Here is a 16,434-nt window from a genome sequence, read left to right on the forward strand (position 1 = left end):
ATCCGGCCGACGACCGCCCAGGAGGCTCCACCGTGCCCGCGCCCCACCGCCGTGCCGAGATGTTCGGGCGCCAGCCCCTGCGGGAGCGCCGTTTCGTCACCGACGCGCTGCGCACCGAGACCGTCGGCGGCGTGCTGCTGCTGGTCTCAGCCGTGGCCGCCGTAGTCCTCGCCAACTCCGACGCCGCCGGCTGGTACGAGAGCGTCAAGCACCACGAGATCGGGCCGAGCACGCTGGGCCTGCACATCGACGTCGCGGACTGGGCCAAGGACGGCCTGCTGACCGTCTTCTTCTTCGTCGCCGGCATCGAACTCAAGCGCGAGCTGGTGACCGGCGAGCTACGCGACCGGCGGACGGCGGCCCTGCCCGTCGTCGCCGCGCTCTGCGGCATGGCCGTCCCGGCGCTCGTCTATCTCGCCGTCAACGTCCTCGCCGGCGGCTCGCCGGCCGGCTGGGCCATTCCCACCGCCACCGACATCGCCTTCGCCCTGACCGTGCTCGCCGTCATCGGCAGCTCGCTGCCCTCCGCCCTGCGCGCCTTCCTGCTGACCCTCGCGGTGGCCGACGACCTCTTCGCGATCCTGATCATCGCGGTCTTCTTCACCTCGGACATCAACCTCGCGGCGCTCGGACTGTCCGTCGCCGGACTGGTCCTCTTCCGGCTCCTGCACCGCGCGGGCGTGCACGGCTGGTACATCTACGTGCCGCTGGCCCTGGTGATCTGGACGCTGATGCACGAGAGCGGCGTCCACCCCACGGTGGCCGGTGTCGCCATGGGCCTGATGCTGCGCGTCACCGTGGATCCGGGTGAGCGGGAATCACCCGCCGAACGCATCGAGCATCTGGTCCGCCCCGTGTCCGCCGGTCTGGCGGTGCCCGCCTTCGCCTTCTTCGCCGCCGGCGTCTCCGTCGGCGGCAAGTCACTGGCCGGCGTCTTCGGCAACCCCGAGCCGCTCGGCGTCTTCCTCGGCCTCTTCCTCGGCAAGATGGCCGGCATCCTCGGCGGCTCCTGGCTGACCGCCCGGTTCACCCGGGCGAACCTCAGCGAGGAACTCCAATGGGCGGACGTCGCGGCCGTATCCATGCTGTCCGGAATCGGCTTCACCGTGTCCCTGCTCATCAGCGAGCTGGCCTTCGAGGACGACCCGGCACTGGCCGTGCAGACCAAGGCGGCTGTCCTCACCGGCTCCCTGGCGGCAGCCCTGGTGGCCTGTGTGCTGCTGAAATGGCGCGATCACATCTACCGGGAGCTGTCCGTCGAGGAGAATCTGGACGAGGATATGTCGGGTATTCCCGATATCTACGAACAAGACGATCCGGAGTACCACCGGCGCATGATCGCCCTGTACGAGGCAAAGCTCGCCGAGCACCGCAAGTGGTTGGAAACGTACCCTGGCGGCCACGACACCGACGACACACGGCATGATGAGTAGCCCTACCGGGCCGTAAGGAAGAGGGATCGTAGCGATGGGTGCCCCTGCCGACGAGCACGTGGAGCGCAGCCTGGGACAGCTGGTGGCCGCGGCCACCGAGGACATGTCCGCGCTGATCCATGACGAGATCTCCCTGGCCAAGGCCGAACTGCGCCAGGACGTGAAGAGGGCGGGCATCGGCAGCGGCGCCGCGATCGCCGGCGGCGCGCTGATCCTCTTCGGCATCCCGGTGCTGAGCTTCGGCGCGGCATACGGACTGCACACGACAGGCCTGTGGCTGTGGGCGTGTTTCCTTGCCGTCTTCCTCGCCCATGTCCTGCTCGGCGCGCTGGTCCTGCTCATCGGCGTGCGGTTCTTCAAGAAGGTCAACAAGCCGGAGAAGACGATCACTTCGGTGAAGGAGACCGTACAGGTGTTCTCAGAGGTACGTCCGGGAGGGCGTCGTTCTCAGGACGGACACGTGCACCCGGACGATCTGACACGCTCGGTGTCATGACAGTCCCCGCGCCCCTGGCCCAGGCCATAAAGCTCGACGGCCCCTGGACGCACCGCGATGTCGCCGCCAACGGCGCCCGGTTCCACATCGCCGAGGCCGGTGACGGCCCGCTGGTGCTGCTGCTGCACGGCTTCCCGCAGTTCTGGTGGAGCTGGCGGCATCAGATGACCGCCCTCGCCGACGCCGGCTACCGGGCGGTGGCCATGGACCTGCGCGGCATCGGCGGCAGCGACCGCACCCCGCGCGGCTACGACCCGGCCAATCTGGCGCTCGACGTCACCGGCGTCATCCGCTCGCTGGGCGAGCCGGACGCGGCGCTCGTCGGCCACGACCTGGGCGGCTATCTGGCCTGGACAGCCGCCGTGATGCGCCCCGCGCTGGTCCGCCGCCTCGCGGTCGTCTCGATGCCCCATCCCCGGCGCTGGCGCTCGGCGCTGGTGGGGGACCGCAAGCAGACGGCGGCGAGCTCGTACATATGGGGCTTCCAGCGGCCGTGGCTGCCCGAGCGGCAGCTCGTCGCGGACGACGCGGCGCTGGTCGGCCGGCTGATCCGGGACTGGTCCGGGCCCAGCCGGCCCGACGACAAGGCCGTCGACGCCTATCGCCGGGCCATGCTGATCCCGTCCACCGCGCACTGCGCGATCGAGCCGTACCGCTGGCTGGTGCGCTCCCTCGCCCGGCCGGACGGGGTGCAGTTCAACCGGCGGATGAAACGGCCCGTACGCGTACCGACCCTGCATCTGCACGGGTCACTCGATCCGGTGATGCGCACGCGCAGCGCGGCGGGCTCCGGCGAGTACGTCGAGGCGCCGTACCGGTGGCGGCTCTACGAGGGCGTCGGGCACTTCCCGCACGAGGAGGACCCGGCGTCGGTCTCCGCCGACCTGGTGAACTGGCTGCGCGATCCGGAGCCCGACCGGTAGCCGGCCGTACGGGGCCCCGGGTCAGACGAGACCCCGGGTATGCCGCAGGCGCGCGCTGACCCAGCGCGCGCGGCGGCGGATGATGTGCGGGATCCCCAGCTGTCCGGCGAAGGAGCCGCCGGCCGGTCCGGCGGAACGCCGGTGCGGCGTCCGGGTCCGGGAGGGTCCTGCGCCTACGTCGTTGTAGTCATGCGTCCAGCCCATACCCCGGACCCTGCCCAGGCCCCCGGGGGCATACACCCTCGATCGGCGGCCAATTGGCCTAGGCGTCCCGCATATGTCCATGCGTTCGAATAGCGGACAGGGGTGCCTACATGGCGCACGACTGGGTGTCCGCCTGCCGGCCGGCCGTACGGCCCTTCGTCACGTCCGGCCGCACCTCGTCGGCCGTGAGCGCGTACCCCGTGTCGTCGTTGTCCAGGGACTTCGCGAAGATCACGCCGGCCACCTGGCCCTGCGGGGTGAGCAGCGGACCGCCGGAGTTGCCCTGACGGACGAGCGTGAAGAGCGAGTAGATGTCCCGGCTGACCGTGCCCCGCCGGTAGATGTCCGGGCCGCCGGCCTGTATGCGGTCGCGGACGCGGGCGGCGCGGACGTCGAAGCCGCCGTTCTCCGGGAAGCCCGCGACGATCGCGTCGTCCCCGGTGGAGGCGTCCCCCGAGGCGAACTTCAGCGCGGGCGCGCGCAGCTGCGGGACCTCGATGACGGCGATGTCGCGCTCCCAGTCGTACAGCACGACGCGCCCCTCGTAGACCCGGCCCTCGCCGCCGACCTGCACCGTCGGCTCGTCGACCCCGCCGACGACGTGGGCGTTGGTCATCACGCGCTGGGGGGCGAAGACGAAGCCCGTGCCCTCCAGGGTCTTGCCGCAGCTGGGGGCGGAGCCGATCACCTTGACGATGGACTGCTTGGCGCGGGCCACCACCGGCGACCCGACCAGCTTGGGGTCGGGCGCGGGCACGTCGGTGATCTGCTCGCCCGAGAACGGGGAGAAGACCGACGGGAAGCCGTTGCGCGCCAGGACGTTCGTGAACTCGCTGAACCAGGTGTCCGCCGTCTGCGGCAGCACCTCGTCGACCCCGCCCAGCACCTGCGACGACCGCACCTGCTTGCCCAGCCACTGGGCGTTCGCCGCGCCCAGCGCGCTGCCCAGCAGCCACGCCACCAGCAGCATCGCCGCGACGTTCACCAGCGCACCGCCCGTGGCGTCCAGCGAGCGGGCCGGCGACCAGGTGACGTACCGGCGCAGCTGGTTGCCCAGATGCGTCGTGACCGCCTGGCCGACGGAAGCGCAGACGATCACCAGTATCACGGCGAACACCGTCGCCATCGGGCCGACCGCGGCGCCGTCCGTGGCGGCGTCCCAGATGACCGGCAGCAGATAGATGGCGAACAGGCCGCCCCCTATGAAACCGACGACCGAGAGGATGCCGACGATGAAGCCCTGCCGGTAACCGACCACGGCGAACCAGACGGCGGCCGCCAGCAGAAATATGTCCAGCACGTTCACGCCTGACACCGTCTCACGCGCGCCGGTCCAGGGGCACCTGCCGGGAGGTGTCCCATGTCTCTTCCCAGCCGCAGTGGTGCAGGATCCGGTCGATCACCCCGGCCGTGAACCCCCACACCAGCGCCCCCTCGACCTCGAAGCCGGGGCCGCGGTAGCCGGAGGGGTGCACGGTCGTCGCCCGATTGTCCGGGTTGGTGAGGTCCGCCACCGGGACCGAGAAGACCCGGGCGGTCTCCCGCGGATCGACGGCCCGCACCGGGCTCGGCTCGCGCCACCAGCCCAGCACCGGCGTGACGACGAAGCCGCTCACCGGGATGTAGAGCCGGGGCAGCACCGCGAAGAGCTGCACGCCCGCCGGGTCCAGCCCCGTCTCCTCCTCCGCCTCGCGCAGGGCGGCCCGCAGCGGGCCGTCGCCGTCCGGGTCGCCGTCCTCGGGGTCGAGGGCGCCGCCGGGGAAGGACGGCTGCCCGGCGTGCGAGCGCAGGCTGTGGGCGCGCTCCGTCAGCAGCAGCTCGGGGCCGCGGGAGCCCTGGCCGAAGAGGACGAGGACGGCGGACTGGCGCCCGCCCTCCGGGGGCGGCAGGAACCGGCTCAGCTGCTCGGGCCGCACCGTACGCGCGGCCTCGGCGACGGGGTCGAGCCACGCCGGGAGGCCGTCGGTGCGCAGGGCGAGGGTCTCACGGGCGTGCGTCATACGGCTCCCTGCGCGGTGTACGGGGGCGGGGGACGGCTCGGGTCACGCGGCGCCGCCGAGCGGGGGCGCGGCGCGGCCGGGATAGCCGGGCGGAGGGTTGAGCCGCTGGCCGGGGAAGCCGCCCTTCTCGTACTTGAGCAGCTTCTCCGCCTTCTCCGGGTCGGTCTCGCCCACTCCGTACGACGGGCAGAGCGCGGCGATGGGGCAGGCGCCGCAGGCGGGCTTGCGGGCGTGGCAGATGCGGCGGCCGTGGAAGATCACCCGGTGGGAGAGATCCGTCCACTCCTTCCTGGGGAACATCCCGGCGACGGCGGCCTCGATCTTGTCGGGCTCGGTCTCGTCGGTCCACCGCCACCGGTCGCGCACCAGGCGCTGGAAGTGGGTGTCCACCGTGATCCCCGGGACGCCGAAGGCGTTCCCCAGCACGACGTTCGCCGTCTTGCGGCCCACTCCCGGCAGCGTGACGAGGTCCTTCAGGCGGCCGGGCACCTCGCCGCCGAAGTTGTCCCGCAGGGCCGCGGACAGACCTATGATCGAGCGGGTCTTGGCGCGGAAGAACCCGGTGGGGCGGATCAGCTCCTCCACCTCCTGCGGGTCCGCGGCGGCCAGGTCATCGGCGGTGGGGTACTTCGCGAAGAGCGCCGGCGTCGTCTGATTGACCCGCAGGTCGGTCGTCTGCGCGGACATCACCGTCGCCACGAGCAGCTGAAACGGGTTCTCGAAGTCGAGCTCCGGATGCGCGTACGGATACACCTCGCCCAGCTCGCGGTAGATCCGCCGCGCCTGGCGCACCCGCCCCGTGAAGGTCGGCGCCACCTTGGCCCGCTTGATCACCGCCTTGGACCCGCTGCTGTTCGCCATGCCTGCCAGCCTACGGGGCGGGACCGACAGCCGGGGCGTGACCGGCAGGACGTCCGGCGGCCGCCGGCAGGCCGGTCACGCAACGGTGAGCCGCACGCGGGAGTCACCCGCCCGGCCCACCCCCCGGGCGTACGCCCCCACCCCCGCACACCATGGTGGCGACGAAAGGACGCGACCGTGGCCCTGCACCAGACCGACCTGGGGGCGGCGCAGCCGTTCGAAGACGTGTACGCGCTGCCCATCAGCGCCGCCGCGCTCCCCCGCTACCGGATCCCCGACAAGCCCGCCGATCCACGCGCCGTACGGGCGCTGATCCGCGACGAGCTCGCCCTCGACGGAAACGCCTCGCAGAACCTCGCCACGTTCTGCACCACCTGGTCCGAGCCCGAGGTGCACGCGCTGATGGACCTGTGCCTCGACAAGAACATGATCGACAAGGACGAGTACCCGCAGACCGCCGAGCTCGAGTCCCGCTGCGTGCACATCCTCGCCGACCTCTGGCACTCCCCCGCCGGCCGCTCCGCCATGGGCTGCTCCACCACCGGCTCCAGCGAGGCGGCGATGCTCGGCGGGCTGGCGCTCAAGTGGCGCTGGCGGAAGCGCCGTCAGGAAGCGGGACAGCCGGCCGACCGCCCGAATCTCGTGTGCGGCCCCGTCCAGGTGTGCTGGGAGAAGTTCGCCCGCTACTTCGACGTCGAGCTGCGCCAGGTCCCCCTCGAGGCGGGCGCGACGGGCCTGCGCCCGCATCAGCTGCGGGACTACGTCGACGAGAACACCATCGGCGTCGTGGCCATCCTCGGCGTCACGTACACCTGCGACTACGAGCCCGTCCGGGAGATCGCCGCCGCACTCGACGCCCTCCAGGCCGACACGGGACTGGACGTCCCGGTGCACGTGGACGCGGCGAGCGGCGGCTTCGTCGCGCCGTTCCTCCACCCCGACCTGGAGTGGGACTTCCGCCTGGAACGGGTCGCGTCGATCAACGCCTCCGGACACAAGTACGGGATGGCCCCCCTCGGCGTCGGCTGGGCGGTGTGGCGGTCGGCCGAGCTGCTGCCGGAAGAGCTCGTGTTCAAGGTCAGCTACCTCGGCGGCGACATGCCGACGTTCGCCCTCAACTTCTCCCGCCCCGGCGGAGAGATCGTCGCCCAGTACTACAACTTCCTCCGCCTGGGCCGCGAGGGTTACCGCCGCATCTACGAGGCCGCCTCCGACACGGCGCACGACCTGGCGCGGGAGATCGCCGGGATGGGCCCGTTCACCCTCCTGTACGACGGACGCGGCGCCCTCCCCGCCGTCTCGTACACGCTCACCGACCCGGCGTCCGCCGGCTTCACGCTCTACGACGTGACCGACCAGCTGCGCCGCCGGGGGTGGCAGGTCCCGGCGTACCCGCTGCCGCCGGAGCGCCAGGAGACGGTGATCCAGCGGGTACTCGTCCGGCACGGCGTCAGCCGCGACACCATCGCGCTGCTCGCCCGGGACATCCGGGACGCGGTGGAGCGGCTGTCGGGCGGCGTGGGGACGGGGACGCCGGAGCAGTCCGGGTTCCACCACTGACGGCGGCGGGGCCGTGCCGATAGGGTGACGGGTGTTCGCCCAGAGCGGAACGGGGCTTTCGCGTCACCCGTACGGCCCCATTCTCCCCAGCTCCCACGGGGGTGTTGGCCACCCGACCGGACCAACCTCGACCCGGCGTATCGGGGCCGGTCAGCGGCCAATCGGACCCCTGACGCACGATCCGGTCCCCCGATACGTCAAACTTGTGATTGATCGCACTGTTTTACTGTCCGGCATCATGGAGACCACACCGCAAGGTCGAAAGGTCGCCTGGGCATGTCGACAAGGAGAGAACTCGTGGACGACGTTCTGCGGCGCGCCCCGCTTTTCGCGGCGCTCGACGACGAGCAGGCCGGTGAGCTTCGCGCTTCCATGACGGAGGTCACGCTCGCGCGCGGCGACTCGCTGTTCCACGAGGGCGACCCCGGGGACCGGCTCTATGTGGTCACCGAGGGCAAGGTGAAGCTCCACCGCACCTCCCCCGACGGGCGGGAGAACATGCTGGCGGTGCTCGGGCCCGGTGAGCTGATCGGCGAGCTGTCGCTGTTTGACCCGGGGCCGCGTACGGCTACGGCTACGGCGCTCACGGAGTGCAAGCTGCTGGGCCTGGGGCACAGCGACCTGCAGCCGTGGCTGAACGCACGGCCCGAGGTGGCCGCGGCCCTGCTGCGCGCGGTGGCCCGGCGGCTGCGGCGGACCAACGATCAGATGTCCGACCTGGTCTTCTCCGATGTTCCCGGGCGGGTGGCGCGGGCGCTGCTCGATCTTTCGCGGCGCTTCGGTGTGCAGGCGGAGGAGGGCATCCATGTGGTGCATGACCTGACCCAGGAGGAGCTGGCTCAGTTGGTGGGGGCTTCTCGGGAGACGGTCAACAAGGCGCTGGCGGACTTCGCGTCGCGTGGGTGGCTTCGGCTGGAGGCTCGTGCGGTGATCCTTCTGGACGTCGAGCGGTTGGCGAAGCGGTCGCGCTGAGGTCTTGCTGTTGCGTCGGCCTGCGGCCGGTGCCGGGGTGCGCCGCCGTCGCGTTGTGGGTCGGGGCCGCCCGACACACCTGTGCGCGTACTGCCGCGTCGTGGTCCATTTGGGAGCGTTTCCCGTACGCGCACAGGTGTGTCGGACGTCCCCTTGCTTTCGTCGGCGGCTTCCTGTTTGCGTCGGGTCCTAAACCAGGCCGTGTTCCCGCAGGTATTCCATCTGCGCCCGTACCGACAGTTCCGCTGCCGGCCACAGTGCGCGGTTCACGTCCGCGTATACGTGGGCTACCACCGCCTCCGGCGTGAGGTGGCCTGCCTCCATCGCCGTCTCCACCTGTGCCAGCCTGTGCGCCCGGTGGGCCAGGTAGTACTCCACCGCGCCCTGGGCGTCGCCCAGGACCGGGCCGTGGCCCGGGAGGACCGTGTGGACGCCGTCGTCGGTCGTGAGCGAGCGCAGGCGGCGCAGGGAGTCCAGGTAGTCGCCCAGGCGGCCGTCGGGGTGGGCCACCATCGTCGTCCCCCGGCCCAGGACCGTGTCCCCCGTGAGGACCGCGCCGTCGGCGGGGAGCTGGAAGCACAGGGAGTCCGACGTGTGGCCCGGCGTCGACACGATCAGCAGCTCCAGGCCGCCGACCCGCACCACGTTCCCCGGTGTCAGGCCCTCGTCGCCCAGACGCAGCGCCGGGTCCAGGGCCCGTACGTGTGTTCCCGTGAGCTCGGCGAACCGTGCCGCGCCCTCCGCGTGGTCCGCGTGGCCGTGCGTGAGCAGGGTGAGCGCGACCCGCTTCCCGAGGCGTTCGGTGGCCGCCACGATCTCCCGGAGGTGCCCCTCGTCGTCCGGTCCGGGGTCGACGACGACCGCGAGGTCCGAGTCGGGCTCGCCGAGGATCCAGGTGTTGGTGCCGTCCAGCGTCATCGGCGAGGGGTTCGGCGCCAGCACGCAGTACGCGCGGTCGGTGGCCCGCCCGGTCAATGAGCCGCCGCGCGGGCGGCCGGGGAGCGGGGAGGCGTCCGTCATGAGCCGATCCTCTTGGTGAACTCCTCGTGGCCGGGCCACGTCAGCTCCAGTTGCCCGTCCACCATCGCCGCCCTCGCGATCACGGGCGCCAGCTCCCGCGCGGGAGCGGCGGCGAGCGCCGCGTCGGGGGTCGCGTACGCCGTGAGGTCCCGCAGCATCGCGATGGTCGGCGGCATCATCAGCAGCTCGCCCCGGTCGTAGCCGGCGCAGGCGTCCGCGGGAGCGGCCCACACCGTACGGTCGGCCTCCGTGGAGGCGTTACGGGTCCGCTGGCCCTCCGGCAGCGCGGCGACGAAGAACCACGTGTCGTACCGCCGCCGCTCGAACTCCGGCGTGATCCAGCGCGCCCACGCCCCCAGCAGATCCGACCGCAGCACCAGCCCCCGCCGCGCCAGGAAGTCCGCGAAGGACAGCTCACGGGCCACCAGCGCCGCCCGGTCCGCCTCCCAGTCCTCCCCCGTGGTGTCCGCGACGACCTCGTCCGCCGACGGCCCGGCCAGCAGCACGCCGGCCTCCTCGAACGTCTCCCGCACGGCGGCGCACACCACGGCCTGCGCCTCCGCCTCGGTGTCCACCCCCAGCCGCCCGGCCCACGCGGCGAGCGACGGCCCCGCCCAGCCCACGGCCCGCTCGTCACGGTCGTCGACGCTGCCCCCCGGATAGGCGTACGCGCCGCCCGCGAAGGCCATCGACGCGCGGCGCCGCAGCAGGTAGACGTCGAGGCCGGGACGCAGCAGCAGCACGGTCGACGCGCGCCTCGGCACGACGGGCGTCAGTTCGCCGCGCGCCAGGGCGCGGATCCGGTCGGGCCACTCGGGCGGATACCACTGGGACATGGCCGGATGCTACGTCGAACCGAGCGGATGTACGAGAGGGGATCATCCGACCCCCTCCCGTACGGCTCAGTCCTCGACCTCGACCTGGAACTCGACCTCGACCGGCGCGTCGATCGGCAGCACCGCGACGCCCACCGCCGAACGGGCGTGCACACCCTTCTCGCCGAACACCTGACCGACGAGCTCGCTGGCGCCGTTGACGACGGCCGGCTGCCCGGTGAAGTCGGGCGCGGAGGCGACGAAGCCGACGACCTTCACGACCCGCTTGACCTTGTCCAGATCACCGACGACGGACTTCACGGCCGCCAGGGCGTTCAGCGCGCACCGGGCGGCGAGCTCCCTGGCCTCCTCCGGCGTGACCTCGGCGCCGACCTTGCCGGTGACGGGCAGCTTGCCGTCGACCATGGGGAGCTGGCCGGAGGTGTACACGTAGTTACCGGTGCGCAGCGCCGGCACGTACGACGCCAGCGGCGGCACCACGTCGGGCAGCTCCAGCCCCAGCTCCGCGAGGCGGGCCTCGATCGCGCCGCTCACGCCTTCTCCCGCTTCAGATACGCCACCAGCTGCTCCGGGTTGTTCGGCCCGGGCACGACCTGGACGAGCTCCCAGCCGTCCTCGCCCCACGTGTCCAGAATCTGCTTCGTCGCGTGCACCAGAAGGGGCACCGTCGCGTACTCGAACTTCGTCGTCATGCCGCGACTTTACGACAGCCCCGCCCGCCCCACCCCGCGGCCGTCCCCAGGGTGCCGTCCCCGGTTCCCGGCGCGAGGAATTAGGCTCGAACGCGTGAGGCTCCATGTGGTCAGCGGCAAGGGCGGGACCGGCAAGACCACGGTCGCCGCGGCCCTCGCCCTGGCCCTCGCCGACGAGGGACGCAGGACGCTCCTCGTCGAGGTCGAGGGCCGGCAGGGCATAGCGCAGCTCTTCGAGACGGAGGCGCTGCCGTACGAGGAACGACGGATCGCCGTCGCACCGGGCGGGGGCGAGGTGTACGCCCTGGCGATCGACGCCGAGCAGGCGCTCCTGGACTATCTGCAGATGTTCTACAAGCTCGGCGGCGCGGGCCGGGCGCTCAACAAGCTCGGCGCGATCGACTTCGCCACCACCATCGCCCCCGGCCTGCGCGACGTCCTGCTGACGGGCAAGGCCTGCGAGGCCGTCCGGCGAAGGCGGAAGAACGGCGGCTTCGTGTACGACGCGGTGGTGATGGACGCCCCGCCCACCGGCCGCATCACCCGCTTCCTCGCGGTGAACGACGAGGTGGCGGGCCTGGCCCGGATGGGCCCCATACACAAGCAGGCGCAGTCCGTGATGCGGGTGATCAAGTCCAGCGAGACCGCCGTCCACCTGGTCACCCTGCTCGAGGAGATGCCCGTCCAGGAGACCGTGGACGGCGTCGCGGAGCTACGGGGGGCCGGCCTCCCCGTGGGGTCCGTCGTCGTGAACATGGTCCGCCCCGCGCTGCTCGACGAGGACGCCCTCGCGGAGGCCGCCGCCGACCGCGACGCGGTGGCCCGCGCGCTGGCCCGCGCGGGGCTGGGCGGCGCGAGCCGGGGCGCGCGCGCCGGTCAGCTGGTCGGCCCGCTGCTGGAGCAGGCGCGCGAGCACGCCGCCCGGCTGGAGCTGGAGCGCGCCGGACGAGCGGAGATCACCGGCCTGGGGCTGCCCGTACCGGAGCTGCCGCTGCTGGCGGACGGGGTGGATCTGGCGGGGCTGTACACACTGGCGGGCGAGCTGAGGAAGCAGTGGACGACGACATGACCCTGGAGACGGCCCCGCGGCTCGGCATCGACGCGCTCCTGGACGACCCGAAGACCCGGATCGTGGTGTGCTGCGGCTCCGGCGGGGTCGGCAAGACGACGACCGCGGCGGCGCTGGGCGTACGGGCGGCCGAGCGGGGGCGGCGGGTCGTGGTGCTGACGATCGACCCGGCGCGGCGGCTGGCGCAGTCCATGGGCATCGCGTCGCTCGACAACGTCCCGCGGCCCGTGCAGGGCGTCGAGGGCGAGCTGCACGCCATGATGCTCGACATGAAGCGGACCTTCGACGAGATCGTCGAGGCGCACGCCGACCCCGCCCGCGCGGCGGCGATCCTGGCGAACCCCTTCTACCAGTCGCTGTCCGCGGGCTTCGCCGGCACGCAGGAGTACATGGCGATGGAGAAGCTGGGGCAGCTTCGGGCGCGCGACGAGTGGGACCTGATCGTCGTCGACACCCCGCCGAGCCGCTCCGCGCTGGACTTCCTGGACGCGCCGGGGCGGCTCGGGTCGTTCCTCGACGGGCGCTTCATCCGGGTGCTGATGGCGCCGGCGCGGGTGGGGGGCCGGGCGGGGATGAAGTTCCTCAACGTGGGGATGTCGCTGTTCACCGGGACGCTCAGCAAGCTGCTGGGAGGCGAGCTGCTGCGGGACGTGCAGACGTTCGTGGCGGCGATGGACTCGATGTTCGGCGGCTTCCGTACGCGGGCGGACGCCACGTACCGGCTGCTGCAGGCCCCGGGGACGGCGTTCCTGGTGGTGGCGGCGCCCGAGCGGGACGCGCTGCGGGAGGCGGCGTACTTCGTGGAGCGGCTGAAGGCCGACCGGATGCCCCTCGCGGGGCTCGTCCTGAACCGCGTGCACACCAGCGGCGCGGCGCGGCTGAGCGCCGAGCGGGCGCTGGCGGCGGCGGAGAGCCTGGAGGAGCTCGAGCCGGACGCGGGTGTTCACGAAAATCATGAAAATCATGGCGCGTCCGGCATTGTCGATCGTGAAGACGGGCAGTCCTCTTCTCGGACCGCTTCCTCTCCCGACCCCGGCTCCCCCGCCGGCCCCGCGGTCCCGACCAGCACGGCCGGACAGCCCGCGGGCGCCGGTGCCGAGCGACTGACCGCCGCTCTGCTCCGTCTGCACGCGGAACGCATGCAGGTGCTCGCGCGCGAGCGCCGTACGAGGGACCGCTTCGCCGCGCTGCACCCCGAGGTGCCGGTCGCGGAGGTGGCGGCGCTCCCCGGCGACGTCCACGACCTCGCGGGGCTGCGCGACATCGCGCGCCGACTGGCCGAGGCCAGGCCGTAGGGCGCGGGTCAGCTCGCCGCGGCCGCGTACTCCTGCTCGTCCGCGGGCAGCAGGCCCGCCGACCGCTCGTACTCCAGCTTCGCCGTCTCCAGCAGCCGGCGCCACGAGGTGACGGTCGGCCTGCGGCGCAGCAGAGCGCGCCGCTCGCGCTCCGTCATTCCGCCCCAGACCCCGAACTCCACCCGGTTGTCGAGGGCGTCGGCGAGGCACTCCGTGCGCACCGGACATCCGGTGCATACCGCCTTCGCCCTGTTCTGCGCCGCTCCCTGGACGAACAGTTCGTCCGGATCAGTGGTGCGGCACGCTGCCTGTGCACTCCAGTCGGTAACCCAGCTCATGCTGGCGCCGTCCTCTCCCGAATTGAGGCTCCCCCACGGCGGCATCGGCATATTCACCGTTGCCAGTTGAGGACGTTACGGAAGGACAGCAGGGCGCAACACCCCCTGCGGGCCCAATCTTGAATGGCCCGAACGGACTATGCGTACGCGGCAGATCACCCACGGGAGTGAGCGCTCGACATACCGGACCATCAGGCTATTTCCCAACGGATCACCGGGGAGCAATGGGGCGTGGGCCATCACAGGCCATCAAAGCGGTCAGGTCTAATCACCCACAGGAGTGACGACACGGTTGATACGGAGACGTACTCCTGATACAGCCAGGAGCAGCGTAAGCGAACAGACGGGCGGCTGTCCGCCGAATGAGAAGTTAGGGTGGGCGCATGGCATACAAGCGTCCCGGCGGTGGCCTCACCACCGCCCAGCAGGCCGCGAAGTTCCTCGGCGTCAGCCTGCTGGCGGGCGCCCTGCTCGCCGGGATCTCGCTGCCCGCCGTGGGCGCGCTGGGTCTGGCCGCCAAGGGCACCGTCGAGGGCTTCGACAAGCTGCCCGCCAGCATCGAGCGCCCCCCGCTGAGCCAGCGGAACGTGATCCTGGACCGCGACGGCGGCCTCATCGCCACGGTCTACGAGCGCAACCGCACGGTGATCCCCATCAAGCAGGTCGCCCCCGTGATGCAGCAGGCGATCGTCGCGATCGAGGACGCGCGCTACTACCAGCACGGCGCCGTCGACCTCAAGGGCATCCTGCGCGCCCTGAACGCGAACGCCCAGGCCGGCACGGTCCAGGAGGGTGCCTCCACGCTCACCCAGCAGTACGTGAAGAACATCGCGATGGAGGAGGCCGGCGAGAGCCCCGAGAAGCTCAAGGAGGCCACCCGCCAGACCCTCGGCCGCAAGATCAAGGAGCTGAAGCTCGCCATCCAGGTGGAGCAGGAGCTCACCAAGAAGGAGATCCTCGAGGGCTACCTCAACATCGCCTTCTTCGGCGAGCAGGCGTACGGGGTGGAGGCCGCCGCCCAGCGCTACTACAGCAAGCCCGCGAGCAAGCTGAAGCTCACCGAGGCCGCCATGCTGGCCGGCATCGTCCAGTCGCCGTCGCGCTACGACCCCGTCAACGACGAGCGGGAGGCACTCAAGCGGCGCAACGACGTCATCGACCGGATGGCGAAGAGCAAGTACATCTCCGCCGCCGAAGCCGAGAAAGCGAAGGCCGAGGACCTGGGCCTGAAGTTCAGCTCCCCCCGCAACGGCTGCATCACCGCCGTCCAGGGCGCCGGCCACTTCTGCGACTACGTCCGGCGGACGTTCCTCGGCAGCAAGCTGTACGGCAAGACGGAGGGCGAGCGCCAGAAGCGGTGGAACCAGGGCGGGCTGACGATCCGTACCACCCTGGACCCCAAGGCGCAGAAGTCCCTCAACGACTCGGTCAAGAAGCACGTCTTCCAGAAGGACAAGGTCGCCACCGCCGTCTCCATGGTCGAACCCGGCACCGGCAAGATCATCGGAATGGGCCAGTCCCGGCCGTACGGGCTGGACCCGAACAAGCACCAGACGGAGATCAATCTGTCGGTGGACCACTCGATGGGCGGATCGACGTACGGCTTCCAGACGGGTTCGACGTTCAAGCCCTTCACCGCCGCCGCGGCGCTCGAGGAGGGCATCCCGAACAGCAAGGTCTATCCGGCGCCGAACAAGATGCTCTACCCCGAGCGCGTCGAGACCTGTGACCCGGACAAGCCGTCGCTGCGCGGCATCGACCCCGAGACCGGGGGCCCGGAGAGCGTGCAGAACGAGACGAAGTCGGAGGTCGGCCCGTACGCGCTGAAGGAGGCGACGGCGAAGTCGATCAACACCTACTTCGTCGCGATGATCGCCGAGATCGGCATCTGCCCGGTGAAGACCCTCGCGCAGAACATGGGCGTCCACCGCGGTGACGGCAAGGAGCTCCAGGAGTCCACCAGCCTCACCCTCGGCACCCAGACCATCGCCCCGCTGACCATGGCCAACGCGTACGCGACCTTCGCCAACCGCGGCGAGTACTGCACGCCGGTGGCGATCGAGTCGGTGAAGGACGCCGACAACAAGTCGCTGCCGGTGCCGAAGACGCAGTGCAAGCGGGTCATGGACGAGAAGACCGCCGACACGGTGAACACCCTGCTCAACGGTGTGGTGACGGACGGTACGGGTGCGCAGGCGGGGCTGAGCGGGCGGGCCAGCGCCGGTAAGACGGGTACCACGGACAACCGCAAGGCCGCGTGGTTCGTCGGCTACACGCCGAACCTGGCGGCGGCCGTGTGGGTCGGCGGCGCGGGCGGCAAGGACGTCGAGATGGTGAACATCAACATCGGCGGCGTCTACTACCCCAAGGTCTTCGGCGGCGGCGTCCCCGGCCCCATCTGGCGCGACGCCATGTCGGGCGCCGTGGCGAACCGGCCGGCGGAAAGCTTCAACCTGGTTCCCATCGCCAACCCCAAGCCCAAGCACAAGGACCGCCCCGGCCACGGCGACGACGACCCGCTCGGCGGCCTGACCCTCGGCGGCATCACGGGCGGCGACACCGGTGGCCCGACCGACCCGACGAACGGCGGGACCCTGGACGGGGGCACGCTGGACGGCGGCACCCTCGACGGCGGAACGACGGACGCCGGCACGCTGATCGGCGGCGGGAACGGCAACGGGAACGGCAATACGACGGGGTGGCCGTAAGCCGCCCCCGTACACACGGCGAAGGCC

Annotated in this window: 16 protein-coding genes; 8 read left to right on the top strand and 8 right to left on the bottom strand. The window is 71.4% G+C overall.

Annotated features, from left to right (window positions below; genetic code table 11):
- The first annotated feature begins 32 nt into the window (after nucleotides 1-32).
- The 3 genes from nhaA to SRB5_RS25735 are packed head-to-tail and all read left to right on the top strand — an operon-like array spanning nucleotide 33 to nucleotide 2,852.
- A complete protein-coding gene (gene nhaA / locus SRB5_RS25725) occupies nucleotides 33-1,433 on the top strand; it encodes a Na+/H+ antiporter NhaA (RefSeq protein WP_407703980.1) in 1,401 nt (466 codons plus the stop codon).
- Nucleotides 1,434-1,467: 34 nt separating this feature from the next.
- Nucleotides 1,468-1,929 (top strand): phage holin family protein, encoded by a 462-nt coding sequence (locus tag SRB5_RS25730; protein WP_153455810.1) that lies wholly within the window; start codon nucleotides 1,468-1,470, stop codon nucleotides 1,927-1,929.
- The gene (locus tag SRB5_RS25735) at nucleotides 1,926-2,852 is read left to right on the top strand and encodes an alpha/beta fold hydrolase (protein WP_153455811.1); all 927 of its coding nucleotides are present in this window, start codon (nucleotides 1,926-1,928) and stop codon (nucleotides 2,850-2,852) included. Before SRB5_RS25730 ends, SRB5_RS25735 begins: the two co-directional genes overlap by 4 nt.
- A 310-nt stretch (nucleotides 2,853-3,162) precedes the next feature.
- Here the strand turns inward: SRB5_RS25735 and SRB5_RS25740 are convergent, their stop codons facing one another.
- From SRB5_RS25740 to nth, 3 genes are read right to left on the bottom strand one after another with little or no spacing between them, the layout of a single operon-like run.
- Entirely contained in the window at nucleotides 3,163-4,362 is a 1,200-nt protein-coding gene (locus SRB5_RS25740; protein ID WP_323378464.1) for a MarP family serine protease, read from the bottom strand.
- 13 nt (nucleotides 4,363-4,375) lie between these two features.
- Entirely contained in the window at nucleotides 4,376-5,056 is a 681-nt protein-coding gene (locus SRB5_RS25745) for an NUDIX hydrolase (RefSeq protein WP_153455812.1), read from the bottom strand.
- Nucleotides 5,057-5,098: 42 nt separating this feature from the next.
- Nucleotides 5,099-5,917 (bottom strand): endonuclease III, encoded by an 819-nt coding sequence (gene nth / locus SRB5_RS25750; protein WP_153455813.1) that lies wholly within the window; start codon nucleotides 5,915-5,917, stop codon nucleotides 5,099-5,101.
- A 177-nt stretch (nucleotides 5,918-6,094) separates the two neighbouring features.
- On the opposite strand from nth, the gene SRB5_RS25755 reads away from it, so the two are divergent.
- Together SRB5_RS25755 and SRB5_RS25760 are read left to right on the top strand one after the other, a co-directional pair.
- Nucleotides 6,095-7,477, top strand: a complete 1,383-nt coding sequence (locus SRB5_RS25755; protein WP_323378465.1) for a glutamate decarboxylase — start codon at nucleotides 6,095-6,097, stop codon at nucleotides 7,475-7,477.
- A 297-nt stretch (nucleotides 7,478-7,774) separates the two neighbouring features.
- On the top strand, nucleotides 7,775-8,449 hold the full coding sequence (locus SRB5_RS25760; RefSeq protein WP_323378466.1) for a Crp/Fnr family transcriptional regulator: 675 nt from the start codon (nucleotides 7,775-7,777) through the stop codon (nucleotides 8,447-8,449).
- A 189-nt stretch (nucleotides 8,450-8,638) separates the two neighbouring features.
- Here the strand turns inward: SRB5_RS25760 and SRB5_RS25765 are convergent, their stop codons facing one another.
- From SRB5_RS25765 to SRB5_RS25780, 4 genes are all read right to left on the bottom strand, one after another.
- Nucleotides 8,639-9,469, bottom strand: a complete 831-nt coding sequence (locus tag SRB5_RS25765) for an MBL fold metallo-hydrolase (protein ID WP_153455815.1) — start codon at nucleotides 9,467-9,469, stop codon at nucleotides 8,639-8,641.
- Entirely contained in the window at nucleotides 9,466-10,305 is an 840-nt protein-coding gene (locus SRB5_RS25770) for an NUDIX hydrolase (RefSeq protein ID WP_153455816.1), read from the bottom strand. Before SRB5_RS25770 ends, SRB5_RS25765 begins: the two co-directional genes overlap by 4 nt.
- Nucleotides 10,306-10,371: 66 nt before the next feature.
- Nucleotides 10,372-10,839, bottom strand: a complete 468-nt coding sequence (locus tag SRB5_RS25775) for a RidA family protein (RefSeq protein WP_323378467.1) — start codon at nucleotides 10,837-10,839, stop codon at nucleotides 10,372-10,374.
- The gene (locus SRB5_RS25780; RefSeq protein ID WP_153455817.1) at nucleotides 10,836-10,997 is read right to left on the bottom strand and encodes a DUF4177 domain-containing protein; all 162 of its coding nucleotides are present in this window, start codon (nucleotides 10,995-10,997) and stop codon (nucleotides 10,836-10,838) included. Before SRB5_RS25780 ends, SRB5_RS25775 begins: the two co-directional genes overlap by 4 nt.
- A gap of 94 nt (nucleotides 10,998-11,091) precedes the next feature.
- Here SRB5_RS25780 and SRB5_RS25785 point away from each other — a divergent pair, with 94 nt between their 5' ends.
- Both SRB5_RS25785 and SRB5_RS25790 read left to right on the top strand, forming a co-directional pair.
- Nucleotides 11,092-12,066 (top strand): ArsA family ATPase, encoded by a 975-nt coding sequence (locus SRB5_RS25785; RefSeq protein ID WP_323378468.1) that lies wholly within the window; start codon nucleotides 11,092-11,094, stop codon nucleotides 12,064-12,066.
- Entirely contained in the window at nucleotides 12,063-13,361 is a 1,299-nt protein-coding gene (locus SRB5_RS25790) for an ArsA family ATPase (protein WP_153455878.1), read from the top strand. Before SRB5_RS25785 ends, SRB5_RS25790 begins: the two co-directional genes overlap by 4 nt.
- An 8-nt stretch (nucleotides 13,362-13,369) precedes the next feature.
- Here SRB5_RS25790 and SRB5_RS25795 read toward each other — a convergent pair whose 3' ends face one another.
- Nucleotides 13,370-13,699: a WhiB family transcriptional regulator gene (locus SRB5_RS25795; RefSeq protein ID WP_194293031.1), complete on the bottom strand. Its 330-nt coding sequence runs from the start codon at nucleotides 13,697-13,699 to the stop codon at nucleotides 13,370-13,372.
- A gap of 383 nt (nucleotides 13,700-14,082) precedes the next feature.
- On the opposite strand from SRB5_RS25795, the gene SRB5_RS25800 reads away from it, so the two are divergent.
- A complete protein-coding gene (locus tag SRB5_RS25800; RefSeq protein WP_153455819.1) occupies nucleotides 14,083-16,407 on the top strand; it encodes a transglycosylase domain-containing protein in 2,325 nt (774 codons plus the stop codon).
- The last annotated feature ends 27 nt before the right edge of the window (nucleotides 16,408-16,434 follow it).

It is taken from the genome of Streptomyces smaragdinus, from assembly GCF_009604385.1.
In the GTDB taxonomy this organism is placed as follows: domain Bacteria; phylum Actinomycetota; class Actinomycetes; order Streptomycetales; family Streptomycetaceae; genus Streptomyces; species Streptomyces smaragdinus.

Bases quoted from the DNA above. Each gene is read 5' to 3' on its own strand.
- SRB5_RS25730 (WP_153455810.1), top strand. From the start codon at position 1,468: ATGGGTGCCCCTGCCGACGAGCACGTGGAGCGCAGCCTGGGACAGCTG.
- SRB5_RS25735 (WP_153455811.1), top strand. From the start codon at position 1,926: ATGACAGTCCCCGCGCCCCTGGCCCAGGCCATAAAGCTCGACGGCCCC.
- SRB5_RS25745 (WP_153455812.1), bottom strand. From the start codon at position 5,056: ATGACGCACGCCCGTGAGACCCTCGCCCTGCGCACCGACGGCCTCCCG.
- nth (WP_153455813.1), bottom strand. From the start codon at position 5,917: ATGGCGAACAGCAGCGGGTCCAAGGCGGTGATCAAGCGGGCCAAGGTG.
- SRB5_RS25765 (WP_153455815.1), bottom strand. From the start codon at position 9,469: ATGACGGACGCCTCCCCGCTCCCCGGCCGCCCGCGCGGCGGCTCATTG.
- SRB5_RS25770 (WP_153455816.1), bottom strand. From the start codon at position 10,305: ATGTCCCAGTGGTATCCGCCCGAGTGGCCCGACCGGATCCGCGCCCTG.
- SRB5_RS25780 (WP_153455817.1), bottom strand. From the start codon at position 10,997: ATGACGACGAAGTTCGAGTACGCGACGGTGCCCCTTCTGGTGCACGCG.
- SRB5_RS25790 (WP_153455878.1), top strand. From the start codon at position 12,063: ATGACCCTGGAGACGGCCCCGCGGCTCGGCATCGACGCGCTCCTGGAC.
- SRB5_RS25795 (WP_194293031.1), bottom strand. From the start codon at position 13,699: ATGAGCTGGGTTACCGACTGGAGTGCACAGGCAGCGTGCCGCACCACT.
- SRB5_RS25800 (WP_153455819.1), top strand. From the start codon at position 14,083: ATGGCATACAAGCGTCCCGGCGGTGGCCTCACCACCGCCCAGCAGGCC.